Source organism: Saccharospirillum sp. MSK14-1, from assembly GCF_003054965.1.
Lineage (GTDB): Bacteria > Pseudomonadota > Gammaproteobacteria > Pseudomonadales > Natronospirillaceae > Saccharospirillum.
The window spans coordinates 1390043-1413486 of sequence record NZ_MIES01000033.1; the positions used below are offsets into that span (position 1 = coordinate 1390043).

Below are 23444 nucleotides of genomic sequence, written 5' to 3' on the forward strand. Positions count from 1 at the left end.
CAAAAACTCAAGGTAGTGCAAGTCGCGTACCCGGTCAGCCCTGACTGACCTGTTCGGCCATCGCCTGCTCTGCCAGCGGATGTCCGCCGCGCGCGGCTAGTTGCAGATAGTGCTCGGCTTTTTCGTCGCTGGCGGCAAAGCCGGGGGTTAAACCGTCGCGATAGAGTTGGTACATCTGCCACGCGGCTTTGGGTCTGGAAACACCGGCCACCTTGGCCAGGTAATTGGCTCCGGTCGCACGCGCGCCGCTGTCGGTACCTTTGTGCAGCAACAAAAAGCCGTACAACTCCTGTGCATTGGCATCGCCGCGGTCTGCCAGACGGCGAAAACCGCGCATCAAGCGATCGTGCACCCAGCGATAGCGCGTCAGCCAGCGGCGGTGGAATACCCAATTCAATACAGCAAACATCACGGCTGTCATTCTCCTGTCATGGAAATCGTTTACTACGGGCGTTATACCACAGCCCTCAGTTGGTCCGTGTCCTCAGCCCTTACAGCCGATATAATGCCGCCCCGAACGCTATGAACCAATGGAGCCAAGATGACTACGGGCACCTGGACACCCGAGGCCACCGCCCCCACCCCGCCCGATTCAGCTGTGCTGACACAAGCGGCGGAGCTGGGACAGGCCGATGCCGACCACTTTCCCGACCAACCCCTTGCCGAGCTGAGCGCACTGCAACCCTGGATGCGTCGCCAGCATGCCGAGTGGACCGGCCTGCTGGCACCACTGGAGACCAACACCCTGATTGGACTGGTGCGTTTCTTTACGCTGGCCGAGCACCACTGGGCCGGCTGGGAAGGCCGCGACCGCAATCCGGTGGTCTGGCTGTGCAAAGAGCTGAAAACGCGCGGCGAATTTCCCAATGCCGACTTAACTCGCTGGATCAAAGACCACACCGACAATCGCTTTTTGCCTTATGGCAATCCCTTGGCATGACACCCAAGGCGACCCTCGGCGCCCTGCCGGTTGATGCGCTGCGCGAACCGGTCATTGCACATTGGCACAACGGGGGTTGCCTGCTGCAATCGCCGCCCGGCTCCGGTAAAACCACGCGTCTGCCATTATGGTTGCTCGATGTGGATAACCGGGAAACCATTCTGCTGCTGCCACGACGCCTGCCCGTGCAGCTGGCCGCCCAGCGCTTGGCGGAGCAGTTGGGCGAGGCGGTCGGAGAACAGGTGGGCTACAGTCTGCGCCACGACACCCAGCGCAGCGCCAAAACCCGATTGACCGTCATCACCTACGGCGCTTTTTTGCGCCGCCTGCAGCAAGACCCGGAACTGACCGGTGTTGGCACCGTCATTCTCGATGAATTCCACGAACGCGGCCTTGATCAAGACGTCAGCCTCACCTTGCTGCACAGTTGCCGCGACCTGTTCCGGCCCGATCTGCGCCTGCTAGTGATGTCTGCCACGCTCAGCATGAGCCAGTTGGAACAGGCGCTGAGGCTGCCGACGGTGGAATCCGATGGCCAATTGCACCCGCTAACGGAGTCGTACCATTCACCCGGCCGTAGCGATGCCGATGCGCTGCTGGTGGAACTCGTCGCCAAAGCCCGCACCGACTGGCCTGGCCATGTGCTGGTGTTTCTGCCTGGTCTGGCCGAGATCGAACGCATTCGTCAGCGGCTGCCAACCGCCTGGCCCAGCTGTGTCGTGCACAGCCAGGTGCCGCAGGATGACTTGCACGGTCACCTTCAAAACGCCGAACCAACGGTCATTCTCAGCACGAATCTGGCTGAAAGCAGCGTCACCTTGCCCGGCGTACGTGCAGTGGTCGATAGCGGCCTGGAACGTTACGCCGAAATCGACCCAGCCACGGGCCTGACCGAATTGAAAACCCGGCGCATCAGTAAATCGAGCGCACGCCAGCGAGCAGGCCGGGCCGCGCGGTTGGGTCCTGGGCATTGTTATCGGCTGTGGTCGCACACCGAACAAGACGGCCTGGCTCCGGATCAACCCCCGGAAATTGCTCAGGCCGACTTAACCTCGCTGGTGCTGATGCTCGCCGATTGGGGGCTGGAGCGCAGCGATGCCTTCTGGCTGACGCCACCCACGGCCGGGCGCTGGCAATCGGCGGTGCAGCAACTCATTCAATGGCAAGCACTGGACGCCCACCAACAACTCACCGATCACGGCCGGCGCTTAATCCGGCTGGGACTGGAACCCGCGTTGGCGCACTTGGTCGTCACCGGTCACTCCGCCGGTCATGGCAGCGACGCCGCCTGGCTCGGTGCTTTGCTCAGCCAGCAGACCGCCTGGCCCGACGCCAGTGACGACGGGTTTGCGCAGGCGGTACGCCACGCCGATCGCACACTCAAACGCGAAGCCCGACTGCTCGCTCAACGGCTGGGCTGCGATCTCAGCAACAGCGCCCGCCTGTTGCCTGAGCCGGTGCTTATCAACGCGCTCAGTCATCGGCTTATGCACTGCGATGCCCAAGGCCGCGCTCGGCTGGCCAATGGCGCGGCCGTGCAGAACTTTGACGCTGCCTCGGACTGGCAACTGCTGTTGCATGGCCGCAATCGCAATGGCGAAGTAGAGATCCAACAAGCCTTGCCGGTCGCGGCATCGACAGTGCGCGATGCCCTGCCCGAGCACAGCGACATCGCACTCGCCAGCGCCAACGACCACAGCCGGTTTGTGCGCCGCCGCTGGCTGGGCCCGTTTTTAATCGACGTTCAACCCACGCGCGCCGATGCCAGCGAACAACGACAGGCCTGGCAACACTGGCTGGCCGACCAACCTTTATCCAACTGGCCCAAGGCCGATGTTCTGACTGAACGACTGGATCGCTACCGTTTTGCCAGCCAGTTACTCGACGACTGGCCCGCACCACCCAGCGCCGCTGACCTGGCACATACCGTCGAACCTTGGCTCACCGGTATTCAACAATTGCAGCAACTCGACAGCCTGGCCGTCTTCGATGCCTGGGTCGGCTACGACCGCGCCGAAGCTTTGAACCGGTTGTGCCCAAAACAGTGGCAGGCGCCGTCTGGTCGCCGCTGCGCGCTGCACTACGAACCCGATCAAGAGCGCGTCACTGCAGCGTTAAAACTCCAGGAAGCCTTTGGTCTGGCACAAACGCCCACTCTCCTCGACGGCCGCCAGCCCTTAACGCTGGCGTTGCAGGCTCCCAACGGTCGCGTGCTGGCGCAGGTCAACGATTTGCCGCACTTCTGGCACAACATTTACCCCGAGATTCGCAAGGAAATGCGCGGCCGCTATAACCGCCACCCCTGGCCGGAAGATCCCATGCAAGCGCTGGCCACGGCCGCCACCAACCGCCAACTTCGTCACCAAGGAAACTCGACGTCATGACTTCGCCTTATGAAAACCTGCGCCAATATCAGACGGCCGGTGTGCGCCGATTGATCAACGCCACTCGCTACAGCGTTCAGGGCGTGCGTTCAGCGTTCAGACACGAAGCAGCCTTTCGGCAGGAAAGCTGGTTGCTACTGGCAGGTGTGCCACTGGCGTGCTGGGTGGCTCAGTCGGTTTGGCAGGGGGCCATTCTGATATCAGCGTTAATGCTGATCATGGTGGTGGAGATGATCAACAGCGCACTGGAGACACTGGTTGATCGGGTCAGTACGGATTACAACGAGCTGTCTGGCCGGACCAAAGACATGGGATCGGCAGCAGTGTTACTGACCATTGTGATCGCCATCGTGCTTTGGTCGGCCGCGCTGTGGCAGCGGTTGCTGGGCTGATTCGCCTCAGCTGCAGGCAAATTCACCCTAACTGCGGGCAAACTCCCGGTACGGCCAGGTTGAGGCTGGGCGATCTTCCACCCGCTCAATGTGGCCAAAATCGCGTTCGATGTGCGCCATCACCATCATGGCGATTTCGAATTCGGATTGCTGGTCCAGCTGTGCACCCGTTACCGCGAAACACAGCCGACGGCTGGTCCGCAAGGTCGCGCGGATATCCACCTTATCGGTGCAAAACCGCTTCACGAAAGATTTTAATCGCTCCGGCTGGGTCACCGGCTGAATCAACGTTAACCACCAGGTCCGCTCCCAACAATTGGAGGCAAGACGAATACGCGGCGGCAACGGCGGGTGTTCGTGGCTGTTGTACTCCGGCAAACGGAGTCGACTGATATTGGCGTCGGTTATGGCTTTCGCTTCTGACATCGTTTCTCAATCTGCTTAGGAAGACCCGGTGGAAAGATAGAACAATCCCTGTGACCCTATCCTTGCTTAAAAAACAACCTATACAGATTCTAGACAATGTCAAACGCATCACCGGGCGGACAGATATGGCAACCAAAAAACGTGAGTCAGTTCAATAATTGACCGATTAAAGCGCCAAGACACTGACACCCAAACGCGATAAACCGGGGCTATGCAAGAAATGACAAAGAAATGGCGCTCTGCGAGAACCGCAGAGCGCAGCAGCCATCAATCAGGACAATAGAGGCTGTAGAGTAAACCGAGCACCTGTTGTGCTTCGTCACTGGCAATTCGGTAGTAAACGGTCTGAGCTTCTTTGCGAATGGCCACCAGGCCATCCTGTCTCAACCGCGCCAAATGCTGCGACAACGCCGACTGACTGAGCAAAATGCGTTCATTCAACTGAGTCACCGACAATTCCCCGCCCACCAGATTACACAGAATCAGCAGACGTCTTTCATTGCTTAACGCTTTTAGCAGCTTAGCTGCCTGACCGGCCTGTTCTTCCATGATGGCCAGCGACTTCGACTCCTTAAGCGCTTCCATCAAACTACTCCTTGCGGGTCTGTAAGCCGGTAAGGATAGTCAAAAAACACGCAGCACGCAGGCATTTATTGGCTCTTTTGTAGCAATCCGTTAGCCTGCCCCTTCTTTATAGTGCTAAGACTAGGGTTCCATGACCTCCTTTGAACACCCTTCGCTGCTGCGGTTAATCGGCTCGGTCTTCTACGACTGGTTCATTTTGATCGGCGTGCTGATCCTCGCCGGCTTTATTCCCGTCACTATCAGCCACTACACCCTGGGCCGCGATGCCATCGAAGGTGGCTTTCCGGCGGTGCTGTTCTGGTTGTGGAACCTGAGTATCGTCACCCTCTATTTTGTGGGTTTCTGGCGCACCAAAAAGCAGACCGTCGGCATGCGTGTCTGGCGTCTTCACATTGAAACCGATCCGGTCGAAGGCGATAACGCCCACGCCATCAGCTGGCGTCAGGGTCTGATTCGCTTTGTCGTTGCGCTACCCACCTGGGGCTTGGCCCTGATCGGTATTCTCTGGCGTTACACCGATGCCGAACGCCGCAGCTGGGCCGATCGCGCCAGTCAGACACGTTTGCTTTACACCCCCAAATCGAAAAAGAAAGCCTGACGCCCTGCCCGGTTGCCGGGCCTTTCGCTATCATGGTCACCAAGGCGTAACCTTGCCCCGGGCAAGTCTCTGTATCACGCCAGTTCATTGTTCAGTCACAGTTTTGGAGACAACATGCAATTCAACGTCAATCACAGCGCTTTCGACGCCATCGACACCGATGCTCTGGTGATCTTCCTGTTCGACGATGAAGACGCAGCCAGCCTGACCGCCCTGAGCGGCACTCACACGGCTCTGTTTAACAGTCTGAAAGACCAGAACCTGCTCGCCAGCAAAGTTGGCCAGGTCACCCCGCTCATCGGCCACGCCGATCTTCCCGCCAGCCAGGTGTTGCTGATCGGCGCTGGCAGCCGCGCCAAACTGAGCGAAAACAATTTCATCAAGGTGATCAAAGCCACCTTGAAAGCTCTCAAACAAGCCAAGGTCAGCTCCGCCAGCCTGGCGCTGGACGACCTGATTCCAGCCAAGCGCAGCGTTGCGTGGAGTGTTGAAAAAGCCACCGAACTGATGCTCACCGGCCTGTACCAGTACGACACCACCAAATCCAAAAAAGCCGACTCCAATAAACTGGAACGGTTGGATTACCTGGTCGCTGAGCAAAACCTCGACACCGCTATCCGCACCGGCCGTGCGCTGGCGCACGGCATGAACGTCGCGCGCGAACTGGGCAATCTGCCGGCCAACATCTGCAACCCGGATTATCTGGTCGAACAGGCCAACAACCTCGCCGATGCCTACGACGAAATCAGCGTTGAAGTGCTGGGTCAGAAAGAAATGGAAGCTCTTGGCATGGGTTCGTTCCTGGCGGTCACCCAGGGCAGTGCCAACCCACCGTACGTCATTGTCATGAAGTACAACGGCGGCAAGAGCGATGAGAAACCGCACGTACTGGTCGGTAAAGGCCTCACCTTCGACGCTGGCGGCATTTCCATCAAACCGGCGGCGGGCATGGAAGACATGAAATACGACATGCTCGGCGCAGCATCCGTATTCGGTACGCTCAACACCCTGGCCGAACTGAAACCGGCGTTGAACGTCATTGGTGTTATCTGCGCGGCCGAAAACATGTGTTCCGGCACCGCCACCCGTCCGGGTGACGTGGTCACCAGCATGTCAGGCAAAACCATCGAAGTGATCAATACCGACGCCGAAGGCCGTTTGGTGTTGTGCGACGCTCTCACCTACGTCGATCGCTTCGAACCGGCCAGCGTGGTCGACATTGCCACCTTAACCGGTGCCGTTATCGTCGGCCTGGGCCACCATCCGACCGCCGTCTACGCCAACAACGAAGAACTGCAACAGCAACTGGTCAGCGCCGGCCAAGCCAGCTGGGACCGTGGTTGGCCGATGCCGCTGTGGGAAGAGTACAACGAAGAACTGGAAAGCCCCTTCGCCGACCTGCGCAACATTGGCGCGGGCCGTGCGGCTGGCTCCATTACCGCCGCCGCATTTTTGTCGGAGTTCACCCGCGACTACAACTGGGCGCACCTCGACATCGCCGGCACCGGCTGGACCACCGCCAAAGAAGGCGCCACCGGTCGCCCGGTCGGTATGCTGACCCGCTACCTGCTCGACCGCCTGAGCTGATATCCGGCTCCATGATAAAAAGGGGCCCAGTGCCCCTTTTTTGATGCCGCCTTTGTTCTGGTGTTCAGTTTGATTACTCTAATGGCCAGACCACGATTGAACTATTTATGACCCGCATCGACTTTCACATCATTCCCGCCGTGCAAACCGCCGATCGCCTGGCGTATGCCGCCCGCTTGGTCGCTAAAGCCCGGTCTCGCCAACACACTGTAATGCTGGCGGTAGACGATGCGGACCAGGCACAGCAACTCAGCGATGTTCTCTGGGGCCTAACACCCGATAGCTTTCTGCCGCACGGCCTGCTCGATGGCGAGCCAGACGCGGTACAGATTGGCTGGCACGATCACCCCGGCACCCACCACGATGTGCTGATCAACCTGGCGTCCAATCTGCCGGATTATTTTTCGCGTTTTGAGCGCGTATTCGAAGTCGTCAGCCAGGAACCGGCTATTCTGGAGCACAGCCGTCAGCGATACCGTTTTTATCAGGACCGCGGCTACCCACTCACCCGCCACGACCTGCGAGACCGTGCCTAGTGACCAACGACAGCGTACGCCAACAGCTGCTCGATGATCTGGAAGCTCTGCGCCAGAGTTTGGATCATATTGCCCGCACGCCCGCCTCGACCGTGCCACCCATTGTCGACAAAGTGGTCGATGACGCGGCCGAAAAAGAGTCCGACAAAAAGTCCTCGCCGCTGAACCCGGACAACCCGTTTTTATCATCCGATTCACTCTCCGAGCTGATCCGCATTCGTAACGAAGCCGAGCAGCGCGCCGCTGAGGAAGAAGCCCAGACGGAGGATGCTCTCGACCAACCGCTCAGCGACGAACTCGAGGCCGCCTTCAACCGTTGGGCCGACCAGGCCCTGGCCGACTACATTTCCCTGTTCGAGCGCGACCTGCGCCGCCGCCTGCGCGCCGATTTCGTCCGCCTGCTCAACGAACATCAAAAGCACTCACCAGACGGCTCGGCTTAGCCCACTCGCCCATGTATAATGCGCGGTTCCGTGCGTCCGCCAGCAGCGGACATTCCGAGCCAAGACGACAGCGAGTTGACGAGCAGCCCCATGGAGAAGACGTACCAACCTCAGGCGATTGAAGGCAAACACTACCAACGCTGGGAAGAAAACAACTACTTCCAGCCCAGTGGCCAAGGCGATTCTTACTGCATCATGATCCCGCCGCCGAATGTAACCGGCAGCCTGCACATGGGTCACGCCTTCCAGCAAACCCTGATGGACGCGCTCACTCGTTACCACCGCATGGCCGGCCGCAACACCTTGTGGCAACCCGGTTCCGACCACGCCGGCATCGCCACCCAGATGGTGGTAGAACGCCAACTGGCGCGCGATGGCATCAGCCGTCACGACCTCGGCCGCGAAACCTTTATCGACCGCGTGTGGCAATGGAAAGAAGAATCCGGCAACTCCATCACCGGTCAGATGCGCCGTCTGGGCGACTCGGTCGATTGGTCGCGCGAACGCTTCACCATGGACGAAGGTTTGTCCAACGCGGTACGCGAAGTCTTCGTTCGTCTGTATGAAGACGATTTGATTTATCGCGGCAAACGCCTGGTCAACTGGGACCCGAAATTCCACACCGCCATTTCCGATCTGGAAGTAGAAAGCAAAGAAGAACAGGGCTCGCTCTGGCACTTCCGCTACCCGCTCGCCGACGGTGCCAAAACTGCCGAAGGCAAAGACTACATTGTCGTTGCCACCACTCGTCCGGAAACCATGCTTGGCGATACCTTGGTGGCGGTGAACCCGGAAGACGAACGCTATACCAACCTGGTCGGCAAAGAAGTCGAACTGCCGCTGGTCGGCCGTCGCTTAAAAATTGTCGCCGACGATTATGTCGACCTGGAGTTCGGCACCGGCTGCGTAAAAATCACCCCGGCGCACGACTTTAACGACTACGAAGTCGGCAAACGCCACGGCTCCGTCCTGCTCAACATTTTCGATCAGGACGCCGCCGTTCTGGCCGAAGCTGAAGCGTATGACTACCAAGGCAAGCCGGTGGACTACGACACCGCTCTGCCCGCTGGCTTTGCCGGTTTGGATCGCTTCGAAGCGCGCAAGAAAATCGTTGCCGATTTCGACGCCGCTGGCCTGCTCGATTCCATTAAAGATCACACCCTCATGGTGCCACGCGGCGACCGTTCCGATGCCGTTATCGAACCCTGGCTCACCGACCAATGGTATGTCTCTGCCAAACCACTGGCCGAACCAACCATCAAAGCGGTGGAAAACGGCGACATTCAATTTGTGCCCAAGCAATGGGAAAACACCTTCTTCGCCTGGATGCGTGACATTCAGGATTGGTGCATTTCCCGTCAGCTGTGGTGGGGCCACCAGATTCCGGCATGGTATGACAATGAAGGCAGCTTCTACGTCGGCCGCAGCGAAGCCGACGTTCGCGAAAAGCACAACCTGGGTAGCGATGTTGCACTGACGCAAGACGAAGACGTGCTCGACACCTGGTTCAGCTCCGCCCTGTGGACTTTCTCCACCCTCGGCTGGCCCGACGACACCGAGATGCTGAAAACCTTCCACCCGACCGATGTGCTGGTGACCGGTTTCGACATCATCTTCTTCTGGGTCGCGCGCATGATGATGATGACCATGCACTTCATCAAAGACGACGACGGCAAACCGCAAGTGCCGTTCAAGCAGGTCTACATCACCCCGCTGATTCGCGATGAAAACGGCCAGAAAATGTCGAAGTCGAAAGGCAACGTTATCGATCCGATCGACTTAATTGACGGCATCAGCGCCGACGACCTCGTCGCCAAACGCACCTACGGTTTGATGCAGCCCAAGCTCGAACAGAAAATTGAAAAAGCCACGCGCAAAGCCTTCCCCGACGGCATGGAACCCTCAGGCACCGACGCCCTGCGTTTCACCCTGACCGCCATGGCGAGCCAGGGCCGCGACGTCAACTTCGACGTCAAACGCCTGGAAGGCTACCGCAACTTCTGCAACAAAATCTGGAACGCCGCGCGCTACGTGCAGATGAACACCGAAGGCGAAGACTGCGGCCAGAACGGCGGCGACGTTGAACTGACGCTGGCCGACCGCTGGATCATCTCCGGCCTGCAACGCCTCGAAGCCGACCTCGAACGCTACTACAGCAACTACCGCTTCGACCTGATGAGCCAGGCACTGTATGAATTCATCTGGAACGAATACTGCGACTGGTATCTGGAACTTTCCAAGCCGGTATTGTGGGACGACAACGCCAGCGCTGAGCGCAAACGCGGCACGCGCCGCACCCTGGTACGCGTACTGGAAACCCTGCTGCGTTTAGCGCACCCGGTCATGCCATTTATCACCGAAGAAATCTGGCTATCGATCAAAGACCTCGCTGGCAAAACCGGCGACACCATCATGCTGCAACCCTACCCGCGCGCCGATGAAACCAAGATCGATGCCACCGCCGAAGCCGACGCCGAATGGCTCAAAGGGGTCATCGTCGGCATCCGCAACATTCGCGGTGAAATGAACATCGCCCCAGGCAAAGAACTGCCTGTGCTGTTCCAAAACGGCAGCAGCGAAGACCAACGCCGCCTGCAGGAAAACGAAACTTTCCTGAAAACCCTGGCGAAACTCGAAAGCATCACCTGGCTCAACGAAGGCGACGACGCCCCACCCGCCTCCACTCAGCTCGTTGGCCAACTGAAAGTTCTGGTACCCCTCGCCGGCCTAATCGACGTAGCCGCCGAACAAGCCCGCCTCAGCAAAGCCATCGACAAAGCCAAGCAAGACCTGGCCCGTGTCGAAGGCAAACTGAGCAATGAAAGCTTTGTTAGCAAGGCACCGGAAGCGGTGATTGCTAAGGAGCGTGAGAAGGCTGAGGCGTTGGCCGCTAGTGTTCGGGAGTTGGAGGGGCAGTTGACGCAATTGGACGAATTGGGTTGATTTAAAACGCGAGTGTCAGGTAATAACCATCACTGTACAGTCGCTTTCTGGTCATCAGGCACCTCGCTTATGGTGGCGATCTTACCACCTAGGTTGGTGTCCGGGCTTATTGAACCACTACACTTTGCAATGTCACGTTGCGCCATCTCCTTGCGCTGAGATGGCTTTACAACTTTCCCTCAAGGGCTTCCTGACGAAGCTCGGCTTTTAGTCGCTCTTCGGCGTACATTTTTTTCAGGCAGCGGTTTTCACTTCCAGCTCTTTGAGCCGTTTCATCAAGTATGCATCCATGCCACCAAACTTGGCTCGCCATGTATAGAACTGAGCGGAACTCATGTCATGTTCTCGACACAGCTCAGGCACGGACACGCCGTTTTCGTTCTGCTTTAGGATCGCCAGTATCTGGCTGTCGGAATATCGTGATTGTCAGTTGGTTTAGAAAACTCCTAGTTGCTTTCAATTGTAATGGAATTTTCTACTTACAACTGTGGTGGCTATGTGGGGGGATTACATTCTTAGAGGGAGTACCGCAATATTTCCTCTTTTAGGTCACTCCAAAACCTACCCTTTGAAATGGAAGCACTTACTGATACAGCATCCTCAAGGACGTAAACGCAATGAAACCAGCCCATAGGGATATGTAGTAGATCACCTGAAGTCAATACAATTTCAAAGGGATGGGCCTTGTTATATAACGGAAATTTATCCAAATTTACTCTGTCTGACTCTACCCAGCATTTCTGAAATTTGGATTTAAATGCTATGCGTGGATATAAAAAATTTTCGTCTGAAGGTGGAAAGAGTACGAATCTTTTCTTTCCTATAACTTGTGTATGTAAAACTGGCCTTGCATCTCTATGTAAGCTCGTAACAACATTGCTACTCTTCTTACCCATCCATAATTGTAAGGAGGTTAGAAAATCACTATTGAAAAAGTAGAAATCAAATTCTTGGCGCATTGAACTGGGTACTGATAGACCTCCTATATAGTCAGACTGGTAAAATTCTGCGGGTTGATATTGAGACAGAAAATCACAATACCCAAGCTTGCACGAAGGCCACTTTACATAATTTCTTAATATAAAAGGATGCATTTTTTTTATCAATTTATAAATATCAATATTGTTTTTTTCATCCTGACAATTAATTTTTTTTGGAACATACTTTGAAGAATTTGAGAAGGCTGCTTTAAAAAGTGACCTCTCTTCACTTTCAGGTTTGAAGCATGAAAGTATTATCTCTAACGCAAAACGCTTATCACCTTTAATATTAAGGTAATCTACATAGTTAGAGGAAATAAGATTTATGCTACCTTCATATAATTCTACTAACTTTTTTTCGTTCACTGTCATCAAAGCAGTGGGGGAGCTATGGCTTCCAGCAGAATAACTTAATACCCCATTCAATATTTCAATATAAAACTGTCTAATTTGATGATCGACACTAATGTTGAGCTGAAGAACGCCATTAGGAAAAAAATCGCCCTGAAAACCATTATTTATATTCGCAACTAACTTTTCAATGTGTAAATACATGATTCACTCTTTGATAATCACCAATTATACTTTATCTGCCTTTGCGTAGGTTGAGCATTCCTAGTTTAAAATAAAAAAACACAAGTCATTTATGCGACAAGCTAATTCACTTGTCTCCCCAAAAATTTTCAGTAACTTTCCATATTGCTTAGCTCTTGGATTAGAATTTAGACTGTCTATGACAAACTGACTACTCTTTCAAAACTATATCCAAATGTCTCAACAATGCAATTGCTTCAGGTAAAGAAAACTCTGCTTGCTTGATATTATTTTCATGAAAATTTATATCATATTCAACAGATTCGAGAAAACTAGCTCCTTCGAGCTCTGTATTATTGAAAAGCGCTCCAGACAAGTCACAACGGTTGAGCTTACTCCTGGACATATTAGCATCTCTAAAATCGGTATTATGTAGTTTGCAATCAAGAAATATTGCCTCTTTCAAACTTACACCCATGAATGTCGAGTGACTTAAATCACATTCAAAGAAATTAATTTGACTTACCACCAATATAGAAGGCCACCTTGCTTCTGACCAGTTTACTGCTTTTAAATTACAGCTAGAAAACTCACATTCTTTGAACGAAGATTCAGGCAATTTTGACAATGCAAAATTGCAACTTTCAAAATCCGTCGAATCAAACAAACACTTATTAAATACTGTCTCTTTAAAATTACATTTTTTAAAATGACAATTGTAAAATGATATTTTACTTACCTCAATATCGGTAAAATCTTCACCTTCAAACTCAACATCGAAATATTCGCTATCTTTGAAATCCATCCTCCCCTCCACAGTCACGAATTAGAAACCCCTATAGATTAAGACTAATCGATTTACAATTACTTAAAATGTGTACAACCTGAGTATTTTCCAAGAAGCCTCATATACCCACTCTTCGATAAAATGCTCATATACTGGAGTTTTGTTTTTCTGGTAAATCGCTCCATATCCCTGAACAACGACTTTCAATTTGTCGCTAGAGTATATATAGCTCACATCGCTCTCTCTCCACAATGAATCACTTGCATATGGCCACTTACCAGTTCTAACTAGGTATGAGATTCTATTCAATCGTTCTGTTTTGCTCGATAGTCTGTGACAAGTAACTTGTATTAAGTCTTTATGTTCAAGGTAACTCAATGCTTGTACTTCACCTAGGATGTATACTCGGAGCCATTCATTCCTAACAATTTCGATATCAGCAAGTCTATCTTTCATGCTAGCTAACTTCTTCATATTCACTTACAAATTCTGCTAATAATTTAAAAACCTTTTCATTGTCATTAATGATTTGCTCAACCTGCATAAAAGCTAATTGCCAATCCCCCCTAAGATAGGTCCAATTCTCTACAAGAAATTCAGCTATATTAGTTTCGTTAGCGATCCAGTTGATACTAAAAAATACAGCTGCACCACTATGTAACCTAAGAAACGACCTTCTTGTTTGTTCTTTACTGCGGATTTCACCGTAAGTAGAATGCTCTCGCAAAGAGTTTAGTTGTTGAGTCTTCGTGATGGATTTGGATCCATTCACTACAGTAAAATTTTCTCGTTCAATCTGATCAAGAGCTTCAACATCACTCTTTTCAAGCGCCTCATATAACTTTCTTCGATTAGCCAGCAGTTCTGTTTTCACTATACATTCCTACCTAGTATAAATTGGGAAGATTGATTTTCGCATCTGCGAGGTCAAGACACGATTCGAATTTTGCTCGACTGATAGCTTGATCGAGGTCAATCTCATTTATAGAAGCCATTAACTGCTCCTTAAAGTTGATGACATATTCGGGAGAAATCTTGTCGGGCAAATCCATCCTAAAGAAGGCATGTCTCCGCAACTCTTGTTCAATAATTGAAAGCACATCCAAATTTCTAGCTTTATTAATACCTACAGTAAGATGCACTGAATTTTCTGTCAATGTCTCTACTACGTGCCAATAACCTTTTGGTACATATACTGCCTCCCCAGGTTCAATTCTTAATTCAAAACAAGTTTCTTGTTGGGGCACTTCCATTAAAAAACTTTTATCACTATTTGTAGGATATTCAAAAGTGGGTTCTTTAAAGCTCCATTTTTTACTACCCTGAATTTGAATGGCTATAACGTCATGTCCGTCAAAGTGCCAACCAAAACTTGAGGAATTACTCCATGAGCAGTATAAATTCGAACTTGCCTTTCCTAAAAGTGCACTTTCAGCGAAGTCATTGATTGTTCTTGTATTAGGAAAATAGTCCATACATCTATCAATTATAATGCTACTTCCGCGAATGATTTTATCTAAGAATGCCTTCTTGCGAACCCTCCCCAAATTATAGCCACTCTTAGTTAAACGAGTTTCAAGAAATCCTCGATAGCCAAGCATCTCTGCGTTAGAGCTATTAGCCAGCCTTACTCTTGGAAAATCTACTTGACCCGAATTTAGAAAATCATTGATTTCTTGCCAAGTCACTATAGTCGCGGCCTCTTCTTCCGATGCCACCATTATTTTACAGGGTTTTCCTAGCTCTCTGGCTTTTTTAATGTCTTCTTCAAATGTCTTATAATTTAACATTAGCTAATCTTCCCTTTTTATCTAAATCAACTACCGAAGCTTCAGTGTTATTAATGTGCATTAGCCTCTGGTCATGAGTAACAATCAGTAGCTGTGTTTTTTCTGATAACTTCGAAATGAGTTCCTTTAGTGACTTGACAGCAGCCTCATCCAAACCAGTGGAAGGTTCGTCTAATACTAAGCAGTACGGCTTTGCCAGCAGCGCCCTGCCAATCATGACTTTTTGGCGTTGTCCACCAGATAACATTTGCCCTCTGTCACCTATAAACGTGTCTAAACCGTCAGGCAAGTCATCAATAAATTCTTTTAACCCGATCATCTCTAACATATTGAGTATATCGTTATCAGGTAATTTCTCTCCGTAAAAAATCAAATTATCTCTTAAAGTGCCATTAAACAATAGTGATTCTTGTGAAGTTACAACAATAGATTCAGATAACCTAACAGGACTCAATTGCTGTATATTAATACCGTTGATTCGGACTACTCCACTTGATGGCTTTAAAAGCCCGGAAATTAATCTCAGTATTGTAGTTTTGCCAGAGCCACTAGTGCCTTTTATTATTGCGATGGAGCTACTCTTTATTTCAAAACTTAAGTCCTCCAATACTGATATACCATTTACCTCACATGAGACATTTGAAAATTCTATATTGAGTAGACTTTTATGAGGTATCCCAACAGGAGAGCTTTGCTGTGTTGATGATTTATTATGTACATAATTAAATGCTTTCTCTAGGTCCACTTCAGCATTTATAATTTGTCTATACGAAAAACCAATGGCGTTGAGTGGAAGAAAAATTTGCGACATAAAGCCAACTATCATTAAAAATGAACCCAATGTCTCTTGCCCACTTCCTATTAGGTAGCCAACATAAATCAAAACCAAAACCATCGATAGCATTATGACTATAGAAAGGACTATGTTGTGTTTTAGTATTGCAACTCTATTCTGTCTGAAAGTATCAAACAACGCTGCAGCTTCAGACTTATATCCGTCTAAGGCGCCATGCACTCGTCCCCAACCCAACAAACCTTCATGGTTAGATAAGTAATTATTTATTGCTCCATTTATTTCCTTATCTTGGCTGGCAATAGCTCTGATATAAGGCACGCGTTGCTTGGTTTGGGCAATAATTACCGAACCGTAAATTAAAATTATAGCGGCAATTAAAATAGCTATACTTATATCTACTAAAAGCACTAAAGTCACAATTATAAAGACAACATCAAATAAAGTTGGTAACAAACCCGAGAAAATGGATCTAATGAGAGTTCGATGTCCTTGTATGCCTCCATGCATTATACGCATAGTCATACCGATATTTTTCCTAGAGTTTTCCTCATAACCAGCATGAAGGTTTTCTTCTATAAACTTAGCGCGAAATTCTTTTTCGCGAGCCTCGACTAGTTTTCCAGTATAATATTCTCTTAATCCATTCAGCACTGGAGCGAGTCCTCTAACTACACCAAAAGATATGGCAAATAATATCAAATCATATAATTGCTTTTCCTCTCCGCTGGCTAAGATATCAATCATATATTTCATTAAGATAGCAAATGTTAACCCAACAATTGAGGCCAACATGGCTACCATTAGAGGCGCTATCAATTGATGACTGCTCGTCTTTAGTACTTTAAGACAATTACCTAACTTCATCAGTTAATCTCAGTATAAATAGAGAATAAAAGACACCCTAGCCGGGTGTCTTTACAAAGTATCAAGAAGCTCCGCAAGAGGGATTGCTAGGTTGAGTGGACGAATCCGAATTGCATGAAGAGTAGGATCCGCAGTTAGTGCCGCACCAACCGCATTTTATAGGAGCATTTAGGGATATCAGTTTTATTACTTCATTTGCCCCCAGACCCTTAACTTCTTCCATTGTCAATGGCCTCCCAAGGTTACCATTTATATCTTGGAACGCTGGCTTCTGGATTCGATTTAATTCTTGAGGGGAATATCTATTAGCATACTCAATATACCATTTCTTGACAGTATCAAACCCTAAGTACTGATGAACATATTCTAGCTGGCGCTGCATGTGTTCGGCCTTAGCCTGATCTTGGTCGAGCCCTTTCTTGTTCATCTCAATTAATTGATTTTTAAGATTTTCTTTCGAGAAAGGCAAATGATGAAGCATTGCACCAAAATAAGTTTCGCAAAACTCACCATACTCTTCAGTAAAAAGAATAAAAGCGTGCCACATTTTATCAATGATCAACAACGATTCACTTATTTCTAAGTGAAAGCACTCTTCTTTACATTTGCCAGCCAGCCAAAGAAACTTTTTGGTTTCGTCGAAAATATCTTTAGCTTCGAATAAACTAATATCCCACTCATCAAGGAATTTGTGAAGTACATCACTATTTTGGTATGACAGGAGATGTTCAAGAGTTGAAGTGTTTATAATTGGATCGAGTTTGTTTGCAGTATTACTCATAAGGCTTGCCCTAATTTAATATTCGTCATCCTTTTGTCTCCCTATATAGGGAGACCCCGTTATTTACTCGTACCGCAACTACCGAGGTTTTTAGAGGCTAAACCCAAATATTAAATATGTCCAGCGACCGGTACCTGTCAAGTTGCCAGCGAACCAGTTGTTCACGCTAAACGTTTTCTCGAGATAGTAAACAGGACATCCATCACAGTAGTAATAAATAGCTAGTAATAAATAGGACATCCATTGCAGTAACAGTTTCCAAATTTATTAGCTGAAAATCTAATGTTTAACGATTGCAGCGACTTTATGAATTGTACAGCACTTGCGTGGACACCCAACTTAGTAGCTATCAAAAAATATCCATCAATAGTTATAAACAATAGAAAGGTAAGAGCCTAAAATGATCGGAAAGGCTCTATCTCAGGTCTTTTGCGATGGGTGTCTTGTTTATCGGTTTATCGACTGTGACTGACAAGGAAAAACAGTTAATAGGACATATATGGACGCGCGATCACTGTCAAGGCATAGCGGCCCTTCAGATTGGGCGAAAGCCCAACGCCTTTGTTTTATTTTGTCACTGCCATTATCAATCAAAGGAATGATGCAAAGTGTAGTCGTACTGACATATATCCGGCCTTCTGACTGGGGTTCCTTGAGGATAGCCTGGGCCCTGATGAGATCCGCACTTGACTGTCTAAAACACCCACTCGGTTTGAAGCAACCATGTCCTGACCAGACTCGTGTCAAGGCGGATTGACTACTTAATCATCATTGCATCGACGGACCTTGGCAGGTTAATCCATTTCGTGGTGTCACCACTCCAACTCAGTTATTTTTAGCTCGGCTGATAGACCTCCTGCTTCTGCATTAAGGTCCATGACAGTCGCGCCATTTTACTGGCCAATGCAACCGCCGGCTTATGTTTGCCTCGACGATGTTGTTCCAATTAACAGGACACCCACCTTAAGGATCAGCTATCGTAGGTATCCGTTAACTCATTAGTTAACTCCCAGAAACTAAACAGAGTAAGCTATTCGTTAAAGACATTGGGGCCCACAAGCAATGAAGTTTGTACTAGCACCATTATTGATAATTTTGAGCTCTATGTCCTATGCTGGCGACACCTACCTTGGATTCCAGTGGGGTTTATTATCTCGTGGCGGTCTTATCTGGGGCGTTCACTTAGACGATAAGAACAGTGTTGAATTACACCTTACCGGCCTAAGCCACTACGCTAGCTACGGGGTATCACTCAAACATCAATACGATGACCACAATTACTTGATAGCCGGCTACACTGGCGTCAGCTGGTTCAATTTAATAGAAGAAAGCAATTTGTTATTTCATGGTCTCAACCTGGGTATTGGCCACAATTATGGGAGTAAAGAAAGTGGCGAATGGTCTTACCCACTCGAGATTGGAGGGGGTGCTGGTTATGAGCGGAATAAGGATCAATGGGCGCCTATGATGTTCTTCGGCTATGGCCTTATTTATAACTACTAGGCTAATGGAACTCAGCAAAGCACTGCTCAGAAAGCATGAATCGAGATCGACCTTCCCGAATCTATTTTAGCCATGACTTGATGATATGAGCAGCTAAACGGCTATTGTTTAGAAATCCAATCCTAACGACGTATCCATTGTAAACGTAGATAGTCCGATCACATTACAGCTGATTAATCACCAGCCAAAGCACATCGCTCAGCTCCCACCCTGAGCGTTAGCCTCAACCAGGTAAATACCACATGCTGAAAATCACACTCTTTGGCTGTTTAACACTGTTCTCTATGGCTGCCTCGGCTGAGCATCAAATTGCAGAGGATGTCCGATCAGTGGCGCAGCTACTGACAGATCAATACGCCGTTCTCGTTGAACACTCAATCTCGGTTATAAAAGATGACCAAAGCGATGTCATCTTTGCCACCTTTTCAATTGAAGGCTTTCAGGGCGGCAATAATTTTCAGCCATTTATTGTTGCGTTTAAACCCGAATTCAGAACTGAGGATAGCCCTCCTTTTCAACGGATTGGAGCGCCAAAATACCGTATGCTGGGAATTCGCCATTTATGCCCATCCCCGTCTGTGCTCTATCGTCACGACTCATTAGCGATACACAATGGGGAAGTTACCGGTGTGTGTGAAACCGGTGATTCAGAGTCCGAATTCACCGTAGAGGTTGGCCCGTACGACCTCCTAATAGAGCATTAACGAACACTTGTACTAAAACCAACAGAACGCATACCATGCCCAGAGGCAGCCCAGTAACTACCCTAATCGACTACTAGCCCTTCCGACCTTGAGAGACTATATGAACGTCTTAATCGTTATTGATCTTCAAGAAGGCTCTTTTCGTCAGGGTGATAAGTATGACGTCAATGGCGTTATGGTCAGGATCAATCAGCTTTCCGCCTTCATTCGCAAGCAAGGCGGACAAATCATCTTTATTCAGCACGATGGAGAAGAGGAAGATGGCCTGTTACCCGGCTCCGATGGGTGGCAACTCCACTCTCAGCTGACGGTAACCGATGCGGATTTGAAGGTCCGTAAGACGCAAAACGACGGTTTCAACAAAACTGAACTCGACGCCAGGCTTCAGGAGCTGGGAGCTACCAACCTGGTGATCTGTGGCTGGGCTACTGATTTCTGTGTGGATACTACGGTGCGTTCTGCCGTCAGCCGCGGGTTCAACGTCTTTATTCCGTCCGATGGTCATACAGTCTCTAACAGGCCACACCTGAGTGCCGAACAGGTAATCGAACATCACAATTGGGTATGGGCAGGCCTGATTCCGGCCAACAATCCAGTCGTTGTTATGCCAACAAACGAATTGTTAACGCACCCTAATCTTAAATGAATGTTCAAGGCGGTATTAAAAGCCCGCTGTTCAACTTTCCCCAATGATAAACAGTGTTACCCTCCCCGCTTGTGCTGAGTAATCAGAGAGTCGCTTATGCCTTCCAACACCGAGATAACCTCAACACCCAAAAGCCAATACGCCGATAAAAATTACAGATTGACCTTTGGTCGGCATACCGGGCGTTGCCGGTTTATTGCCTTCTTAAGGGTAGAACATGATTAATAGCCAGGCACTCTAGAACGCGTTCAAATGAGTTTTCTAATGGTTTTGGTAAGCCCATGAAATCAGCCTCGACTAGACAACAACACGTATTATTCATGTGTCATCACACTTGGAAACTGGTTCTGTTAACTTTCACACTCCTACTCGGTTGTACCGATTTAAAAGTGGATGCCTGCTTAGACCAGGGTGGGCGGTTTGATTACGAGACTGAAGAGTGTACCTATAGCGACAACAAGGATGGTTAACGCTGTTCAACACAGCGCCCTGTTGCTTAACAGTAACGAAAGAGCCGGCCTGTAGATCATGTCGAAATTTAAAGAGCTCCTGAAACAAGCCAATAACCGAAAGCCCATTCTGGAAAACACTTATGGGAATTTCCCCGTTGAGATAGCTGATCAATGTGGTGAGGGAGAAATTGCCGAGATAATCGCTACGCTCGATAGGCTGCATATAGAAAAACAAGAAATCGCTGATTGGGACGGTGATTCACAAGATGACATTTGGAAAGTACAGCGAGGCTATTACCAGTTACTAGCACGCCTTACACAGACGTACCCTAGGCAAATTGCTCTTGGTCTAAGAAGCCGCTATTCAAGCACACGGTTTTATACTGCACTCGCATTCTCTAAGTCTCCTACGGTTGATGCGATACCAGACCTCGAAGAGTACTTATTGCTTGAAACGTCGCACCGTAACTACATGACAGGCAAGAAAGCACTTAAAGCGTGTACGTCGAAAATTGGCCTTTTTAGAAGACTCTTTGGCAGATAGTCTTAATGGGTACGCTATCGTTGTTAAACGATAAATAGGACACGCACTGCGAGAAACGCTCACAGTAAGTGGCCAATACGCTTCTTTTAAGCTAACGCTTTAACATGATGCTCCAGGTGATCATCGATAAAGCTGGCGATGAAGTAATAGCTGTGGTCGTACCCCGGCTGGCGGCGCAACGTTATCGGGTGTCCTGCTTTGTCACAGGCCGCTTCCAGCGCTTCTGGCTTTAGCTGCTCTGCTAAAAAATTATCCGCTTCGCCCTGATCAACCAGCAACGGCAAGCGTTCGCTGGCGTTGGCAATCAGTAAGCTTGCATCCCATTCTTCCCATTGCGCGCGGTCTTCGCCCAGATAACCGGTGAACGCTTTTTCACCCCAGGGGCAGTTGGTGGGGTTGGCGATGGGCGCAAAGGCGGAGACCGATTGGTAGATGCCCGGGTTCTTCAACGCGCAGATCAAAGCACCGTGACCGCCCATAGAATGGCCGGAGATTGAGCGCTTATCGGTGACCGGAAAGTTGGCTTCGATCAACGCTGGTAATTCTTGCACCACGTAGTCGTACATGCGGTAAGTTTTTGAATACGGCGCTACGGTGGCATTGATGTAAAAACCGGCGGCAGAACCGAAGTCATAGCTGTCGTGTTCGCCCGGGTAATCGGTGCCGCGTGGGCTGGTGTCGGGGCAGGCGATGGCTAAACCCAGTTCGGCTGCTTTGCGGAACGCACCGGCTTTTTGGGTGAAGTTTTCGTCGTTGCAGGTGAGGCCCGAAAGCCAATATAACACCGGTACCTTTTGCTGCTCGGCTTGCGGTGGCAGGTATATGGCAAAGGTCATGTCGCCGTTTACCGATGAGCTTTCGTGACGATAACGTTTTAACCAGCCGCCAAAACTTTTGGTGCTCGATAACAGTTCCATACTTTCTCCTAATTGGGAGCAAAAGCCCGCGGGGCGGGCTTGAATCATCCATTCACTCGAGTTCAGATCGTAAAATTACTGATCGAACAAGACGACCGTACGAATGCTTTCACCCTTGTGCATCAGTTCAAAGGCGTCGTTAATGTTTTCAAGCGACATGGTGTGGGTGACAAACGGATCGATCTCGATTTTTCCGTTCATGTAATCTTCCACATAACCCGGCAACTGGCTGCGGCCTTTCACGCCGCCGAAGGCGGACCCTTTCCACACCCGGCCGGTCACCAACTGGAACGGACGCGTGGAAATTTCCTGGCCGGCACCGGCGACGCCGATGATGATGGATTCACCCCAGCCTTTGTGGCAGCACTCCAGCGCTGAACGCATCACCTGTACATTGCCGATGCATTCGAACGAATAATCAACACCGCCATCAGTCATGTCGACGATGACTTGTTGAATCGGCTCTTCGAAGTTTTTCGGGTTTACGCAATCGGTCGCGCCGAACTGACGGGCCATTTCGAATTTCGATTCGTTGATATCAATGGCAATGATGCGCGACGCGCCTGCCATGCGCGCGCCCTGAATGCACGACAATCCAATGCCACCCAAACCAAACACCGCCACCGTATCACCCTGCTCTACCTTGGCAGTATTCAGCACCGCACCGATACCGGTGGTGATGCCACAACCCAGCAAGCAGACTTTTTCCAGCGGCGCATCGACGTGAATTTTCGCCAGAGAAATTTCCGGCACCACGCTGTATTCGGAGAAGGTTGAGCAGCCCATGTAATGGTAAATGGGTTCACCGTTAATGCTGAAACGGGTGGTGCCGTCTGGCATGACGCCTTTGCCCTGGGTTTCACGAACGGCGCTGCACAGGTTGGTCTTGCCCGACTTACAGAACTTACATTCACCACACTCGGCGGTGTACAGCGGAATGACGTGGTCGCCCACTTTCAGCGAGGTAACGCCCTCGCCCACGGCTTCCACCACACCCGCGCCTTCGTGGCCCAGGATGGCCGGGAAGATGCCTTCCGGGTCGTCACCCGACAGAGTAAAAGCATCGGTATGGCAAACACCGGTGGCGACGATGCGAACCAGCACTTCGCCCGCTTGCGGATCTTGTACGTCGACTTCTTCGATTTTCAGCGGTTGGCCTGGGCCCCACGCTACGGCTGCTTTGCATTTCATAATCGGCTTACCCTGTGATGTTGAATGTAACTGCGATGGCGGCAGTGTAGACGCAGCAGCTGAGTGCGATAACGGTCCGTTCGGCAAATAATTGTTGTCACACGGCAATAATCATTTAGAA

The 23444-nt window shown here is 50.2% G+C and carries 23 protein-coding genes and 1 pseudogene; 12 read left to right on the forward strand and 12 right to left on the reverse strand.

What is annotated here, in order from left to right; genetic code table 11:
* Window positions 1-34: 34 nt before the first annotated feature.
* Window positions 35-421, reverse strand: coding sequence for a hypothetical protein (locus BGP77_RS15490; protein ID WP_108165611.1), 387 nt, complete (start codon window positions 419-421; stop codon window positions 35-37).
* Window positions 422-541: 120 nt separating this feature from the next.
* Between BGP77_RS15490 and BGP77_RS18075 the strand changes: the two genes are divergently transcribed.
* The 3 genes from BGP77_RS18075 to BGP77_RS15500 are packed head-to-tail and all read left to right on the forward strand — an operon-like array spanning window position 542 to window position 3716.
* Window positions 542-940: a hypothetical protein gene (locus BGP77_RS18075; protein ID WP_158269406.1), complete on the forward strand. Its 399-nt coding sequence runs from the start codon at window positions 542-544 to the stop codon at window positions 938-940.
* Complete coding sequence (gene hrpB, locus BGP77_RS15495; RefSeq protein ID WP_158269407.1) at window positions 937-3324, forward strand: ATP-dependent helicase HrpB; 2388 nt, start codon at window positions 937-939, stop codon at window positions 3322-3324. Before BGP77_RS18075 ends, hrpB begins: the two co-directional genes overlap by 4 nt.
* Window positions 3321-3716 (forward strand): diacylglycerol kinase, encoded by a 396-nt coding sequence (locus BGP77_RS15500; protein WP_108165613.1) that lies wholly within the window; start codon window positions 3321-3323, stop codon window positions 3714-3716. Before hrpB ends, BGP77_RS15500 begins: the two co-directional genes overlap by 4 nt.
* 27 nt (window positions 3717-3743) lie before the next feature.
* Here the strand turns inward: BGP77_RS15500 and BGP77_RS15505 are convergent, their stop codons facing one another.
* Both BGP77_RS15505 and BGP77_RS15510 read right to left on the reverse strand, forming a co-directional pair.
* A complete protein-coding gene (locus BGP77_RS15505; protein WP_108165614.1) occupies window positions 3744-4142 on the reverse strand; it encodes a hypothetical protein in 399 nt (132 codons plus the stop codon).
* Window positions 4143-4409: 267 nt separating this feature from the next.
* Window positions 4410-4727, reverse strand: coding sequence for a helix-turn-helix transcriptional regulator (locus BGP77_RS15510; RefSeq protein WP_108165615.1), 318 nt, complete (start codon window positions 4725-4727; stop codon window positions 4410-4412).
* A 130-nt stretch (window positions 4728-4857) separates the two neighbouring features.
* On the opposite strand from BGP77_RS15510, the gene BGP77_RS15515 reads away from it, so the two are divergent.
* From BGP77_RS15515 to BGP77_RS15535, 5 genes are all read left to right on the forward strand, one after another.
* Window positions 4858-5325, forward strand: coding sequence for an RDD family protein (locus BGP77_RS15515; RefSeq protein ID WP_108165616.1), 468 nt, complete (start codon window positions 4858-4860; stop codon window positions 5323-5325).
* A gap of 114 nt (window positions 5326-5439) precedes the next feature.
* A complete protein-coding gene (locus tag BGP77_RS15520) occupies window positions 5440-6912 on the forward strand; it encodes a leucyl aminopeptidase (RefSeq protein ID WP_108165617.1) in 1473 nt (490 codons plus the stop codon).
* Window positions 6913-7019: 107 nt separating this feature from the next.
* Window positions 7020-7448, forward strand: coding sequence for a DNA polymerase III subunit chi (locus BGP77_RS15525; RefSeq protein ID WP_108165618.1), 429 nt, complete (start codon window positions 7020-7022; stop codon window positions 7446-7448).
* Window positions 7448-7891: a hypothetical protein gene (locus BGP77_RS15530; RefSeq protein WP_108165619.1), complete on the forward strand. Its 444-nt coding sequence runs from the start codon at window positions 7448-7450 to the stop codon at window positions 7889-7891. The genes BGP77_RS15525 and BGP77_RS15530 overlap by 1 nt, the downstream gene beginning before the upstream one ends.
* 90 nt (window positions 7892-7981) lie before the next feature.
* The gene (locus BGP77_RS15535; protein WP_108165620.1) at window positions 7982-10834 is read left to right on the forward strand and encodes a valine--tRNA ligase; all 2853 of its coding nucleotides are present in this window, start codon (window positions 7982-7984) and stop codon (window positions 10832-10834) included.
* Between the two features lie 107 nt (window positions 10835-10941).
* On the opposite strand, the pseudogene BGP77_RS15540 reads toward BGP77_RS15535, so the two are convergent.
* The 7 genes and pseudogenes from BGP77_RS15540 to BGP77_RS15575 all read right to left on the reverse strand — a co-directional run.
* A pseudogene (locus BGP77_RS15540) lies at window positions 10942-11236 on the reverse strand (transposase); the annotation flags it as partial.
* A gap of 113 nt (window positions 11237-11349) precedes the next feature.
* Window positions 11350-12369 (reverse strand): cupin-like domain-containing protein, encoded by a 1020-nt coding sequence (locus BGP77_RS15545; protein ID WP_108165621.1) that lies wholly within the window; start codon window positions 12367-12369, stop codon window positions 11350-11352.
* 190 nt (window positions 12370-12559) lie between these two features.
* Complete coding sequence (locus BGP77_RS15550) at window positions 12560-13153, reverse strand: pentapeptide repeat-containing protein (protein ID WP_108165622.1); 594 nt, start codon at window positions 13151-13153, stop codon at window positions 12560-12562.
* A 439-nt stretch (window positions 13154-13592) separates the two neighbouring features.
* Window positions 13593-14009 (reverse strand): hypothetical protein, encoded by a 417-nt coding sequence (locus BGP77_RS15560; RefSeq protein ID WP_108165624.1) that lies wholly within the window; start codon window positions 14007-14009, stop codon window positions 13593-13595.
* 13 nt (window positions 14010-14022) lie between these two features.
* Window positions 14023-14925 (reverse strand): JmjC domain-containing protein, encoded by a 903-nt coding sequence (locus BGP77_RS15565; protein WP_108165625.1) that lies wholly within the window; start codon window positions 14923-14925, stop codon window positions 14023-14025.
* Window positions 14912-16585 (reverse strand): ABC transporter ATP-binding protein, encoded by a 1674-nt coding sequence (locus tag BGP77_RS15570; RefSeq protein ID WP_108165626.1) that lies wholly within the window; start codon window positions 16583-16585, stop codon window positions 14912-14914. The genes BGP77_RS15565 and BGP77_RS15570 overlap by 14 nt, the downstream gene beginning before the upstream one ends.
* A 61-nt stretch (window positions 16586-16646) precedes the next feature.
* Window positions 16647-17366 (reverse strand): hypothetical protein, encoded by a 720-nt coding sequence (locus BGP77_RS15575; protein WP_108165627.1) that lies wholly within the window; start codon window positions 17364-17366, stop codon window positions 16647-16649.
* Window positions 17367-18428: 1062 nt separating this feature from the next.
* Between BGP77_RS15575 and BGP77_RS15580 the strand changes: the two genes are divergently transcribed.
* The 4 genes from BGP77_RS15580 (at window position 18429) to BGP77_RS15600 (ending at window position 21215) form a co-directional block, all read left to right on the forward strand.
* On the forward strand, window positions 18429-18869 hold the full coding sequence (locus tag BGP77_RS15580) for a hypothetical protein (protein ID WP_146171270.1): 441 nt from the start codon (window positions 18429-18431) through the stop codon (window positions 18867-18869).
* 242 nt (window positions 18870-19111) lie between these two features.
* Window positions 19112-19573, forward strand: a complete 462-nt coding sequence (locus tag BGP77_RS15585; protein WP_108165629.1) for a hypothetical protein — start codon at window positions 19112-19114, stop codon at window positions 19571-19573.
* 100 nt (window positions 19574-19673) lie between these two features.
* Entirely contained in the window at window positions 19674-20219 is a 546-nt protein-coding gene (locus BGP77_RS15590) for a cysteine hydrolase family protein (protein WP_108165630.1), read from the forward strand.
* A 528-nt stretch (window positions 20220-20747) separates the two neighbouring features.
* On the forward strand, window positions 20748-21215 hold the full coding sequence (locus BGP77_RS15600; protein ID WP_108165632.1) for a hypothetical protein: 468 nt from the start codon (window positions 20748-20750) through the stop codon (window positions 21213-21215).
* Window positions 21216-21301: 86 nt separating this feature from the next.
* Here BGP77_RS15600 and fghA read toward each other — a convergent pair whose 3' ends face one another.
* Window positions 21302-22132, reverse strand: a complete 831-nt coding sequence (fghA, locus tag BGP77_RS15605) for an S-formylglutathione hydrolase (protein ID WP_108165633.1) — start codon at window positions 22130-22132, stop codon at window positions 21302-21304.
* Window positions 22133-22207: 75 nt separating this feature from the next.
* Window positions 22208-23323, reverse strand: a complete 1116-nt coding sequence (locus BGP77_RS15610; protein ID WP_108165634.1) for an S-(hydroxymethyl)glutathione dehydrogenase/class III alcohol dehydrogenase — start codon at window positions 23321-23323, stop codon at window positions 22208-22210.
* Window positions 23324-23444 lie beyond the last annotated feature (121 nt).

What these genes read in the sequence shown, in the direction of transcription:
- BGP77_RS15490 (WP_108165611.1), bottom strand. Translation starts at nt 421, where the DNA reads ATGACAGCCGTGATGTTTGCTGTATTGAATTGGGTATTCCACCGCCGC.
- BGP77_RS18075 (WP_158269406.1), top strand. Translation starts at nt 542, where the DNA reads ATGACTACGGGCACCTGGACACCCGAGGCCACCGCCCCCACCCCGCCC.
- hrpB (WP_158269407.1), top strand. Translation starts at nt 937, where the DNA reads ATGACACCCAAGGCGACCCTCGGCGCCCTGCCGGTTGATGCGCTGCGC.
- BGP77_RS15500 (WP_108165613.1), top strand. Translation starts at nt 3,321, where the DNA reads ATGACTTCGCCTTATGAAAACCTGCGCCAATATCAGACGGCCGGTGTG.
- BGP77_RS15505 (WP_108165614.1), bottom strand. Translation starts at nt 4,142, where the DNA reads ATGTCAGAAGCGAAAGCCATAACCGACGCCAATATCAGTCGACTCCGT.
- BGP77_RS15510 (WP_108165615.1), bottom strand. Translation starts at nt 4,727, where the DNA reads ATGGAAGCGCTTAAGGAGTCGAAGTCGCTGGCCATCATGGAAGAACAG.
- BGP77_RS15515 (WP_108165616.1), top strand. Translation starts at nt 4,858, where the DNA reads ATGACCTCCTTTGAACACCCTTCGCTGCTGCGGTTAATCGGCTCGGTC.
- BGP77_RS15520 (WP_108165617.1), top strand. Translation starts at nt 5,440, where the DNA reads ATGCAATTCAACGTCAATCACAGCGCTTTCGACGCCATCGACACCGAT.
- BGP77_RS15525 (WP_108165618.1), top strand. Translation starts at nt 7,020, where the DNA reads ATGACCCGCATCGACTTTCACATCATTCCCGCCGTGCAAACCGCCGAT.
- BGP77_RS15535 (WP_108165620.1), top strand. Translation starts at nt 7,982, where the DNA reads ATGGAGAAGACGTACCAACCTCAGGCGATTGAAGGCAAACACTACCAA.
- BGP77_RS15545 (WP_108165621.1), bottom strand. Translation starts at nt 12,369, where the DNA reads ATGTATTTACACATTGAAAAGTTAGTTGCGAATATAAATAATGGTTTT.
- BGP77_RS15550 (WP_108165622.1), bottom strand. Translation starts at nt 13,153, where the DNA reads ATGGATTTCAAAGATAGCGAATATTTCGATGTTGAGTTTGAAGGTGAA.
- BGP77_RS15565 (WP_108165625.1), bottom strand. Translation starts at nt 14,925, where the DNA reads ATGTTAAATTATAAGACATTTGAAGAAGACATTAAAAAAGCCAGAGAG.
- BGP77_RS15570 (WP_108165626.1), bottom strand. Translation starts at nt 16,585, where the DNA reads ATGAAGTTAGGTAATTGTCTTAAAGTACTAAAGACGAGCAGTCATCAA.
- BGP77_RS15575 (WP_108165627.1), bottom strand. Translation starts at nt 17,366, where the DNA reads ATGAGTAATACTGCAAACAAACTCGATCCAATTATAAACACTTCAACT.
- BGP77_RS15580 (WP_146171270.1), top strand. Translation starts at nt 18,429, where the DNA reads ATGAAGTTTGTACTAGCACCATTATTGATAATTTTGAGCTCTATGTCC.
- BGP77_RS15585 (WP_108165629.1), top strand. Translation starts at nt 19,112, where the DNA reads ATGCTGAAAATCACACTCTTTGGCTGTTTAACACTGTTCTCTATGGCT.
- BGP77_RS15590 (WP_108165630.1), top strand. Translation starts at nt 19,674, where the DNA reads ATGAACGTCTTAATCGTTATTGATCTTCAAGAAGGCTCTTTTCGTCAG.
- BGP77_RS15600 (WP_108165632.1), top strand. Translation starts at nt 20,748, where the DNA reads ATGTCGAAATTTAAAGAGCTCCTGAAACAAGCCAATAACCGAAAGCCC.
- fghA (WP_108165633.1), bottom strand. Translation starts at nt 22,132, where the DNA reads ATGGAACTGTTATCGAGCACCAAAAGTTTTGGCGGCTGGTTAAAACGT.
- BGP77_RS15610 (WP_108165634.1), bottom strand. Translation starts at nt 23,323, where the DNA reads ATGAAATGCAAAGCAGCCGTAGCGTGGGGCCCAGGCCAACCGCTGAAA.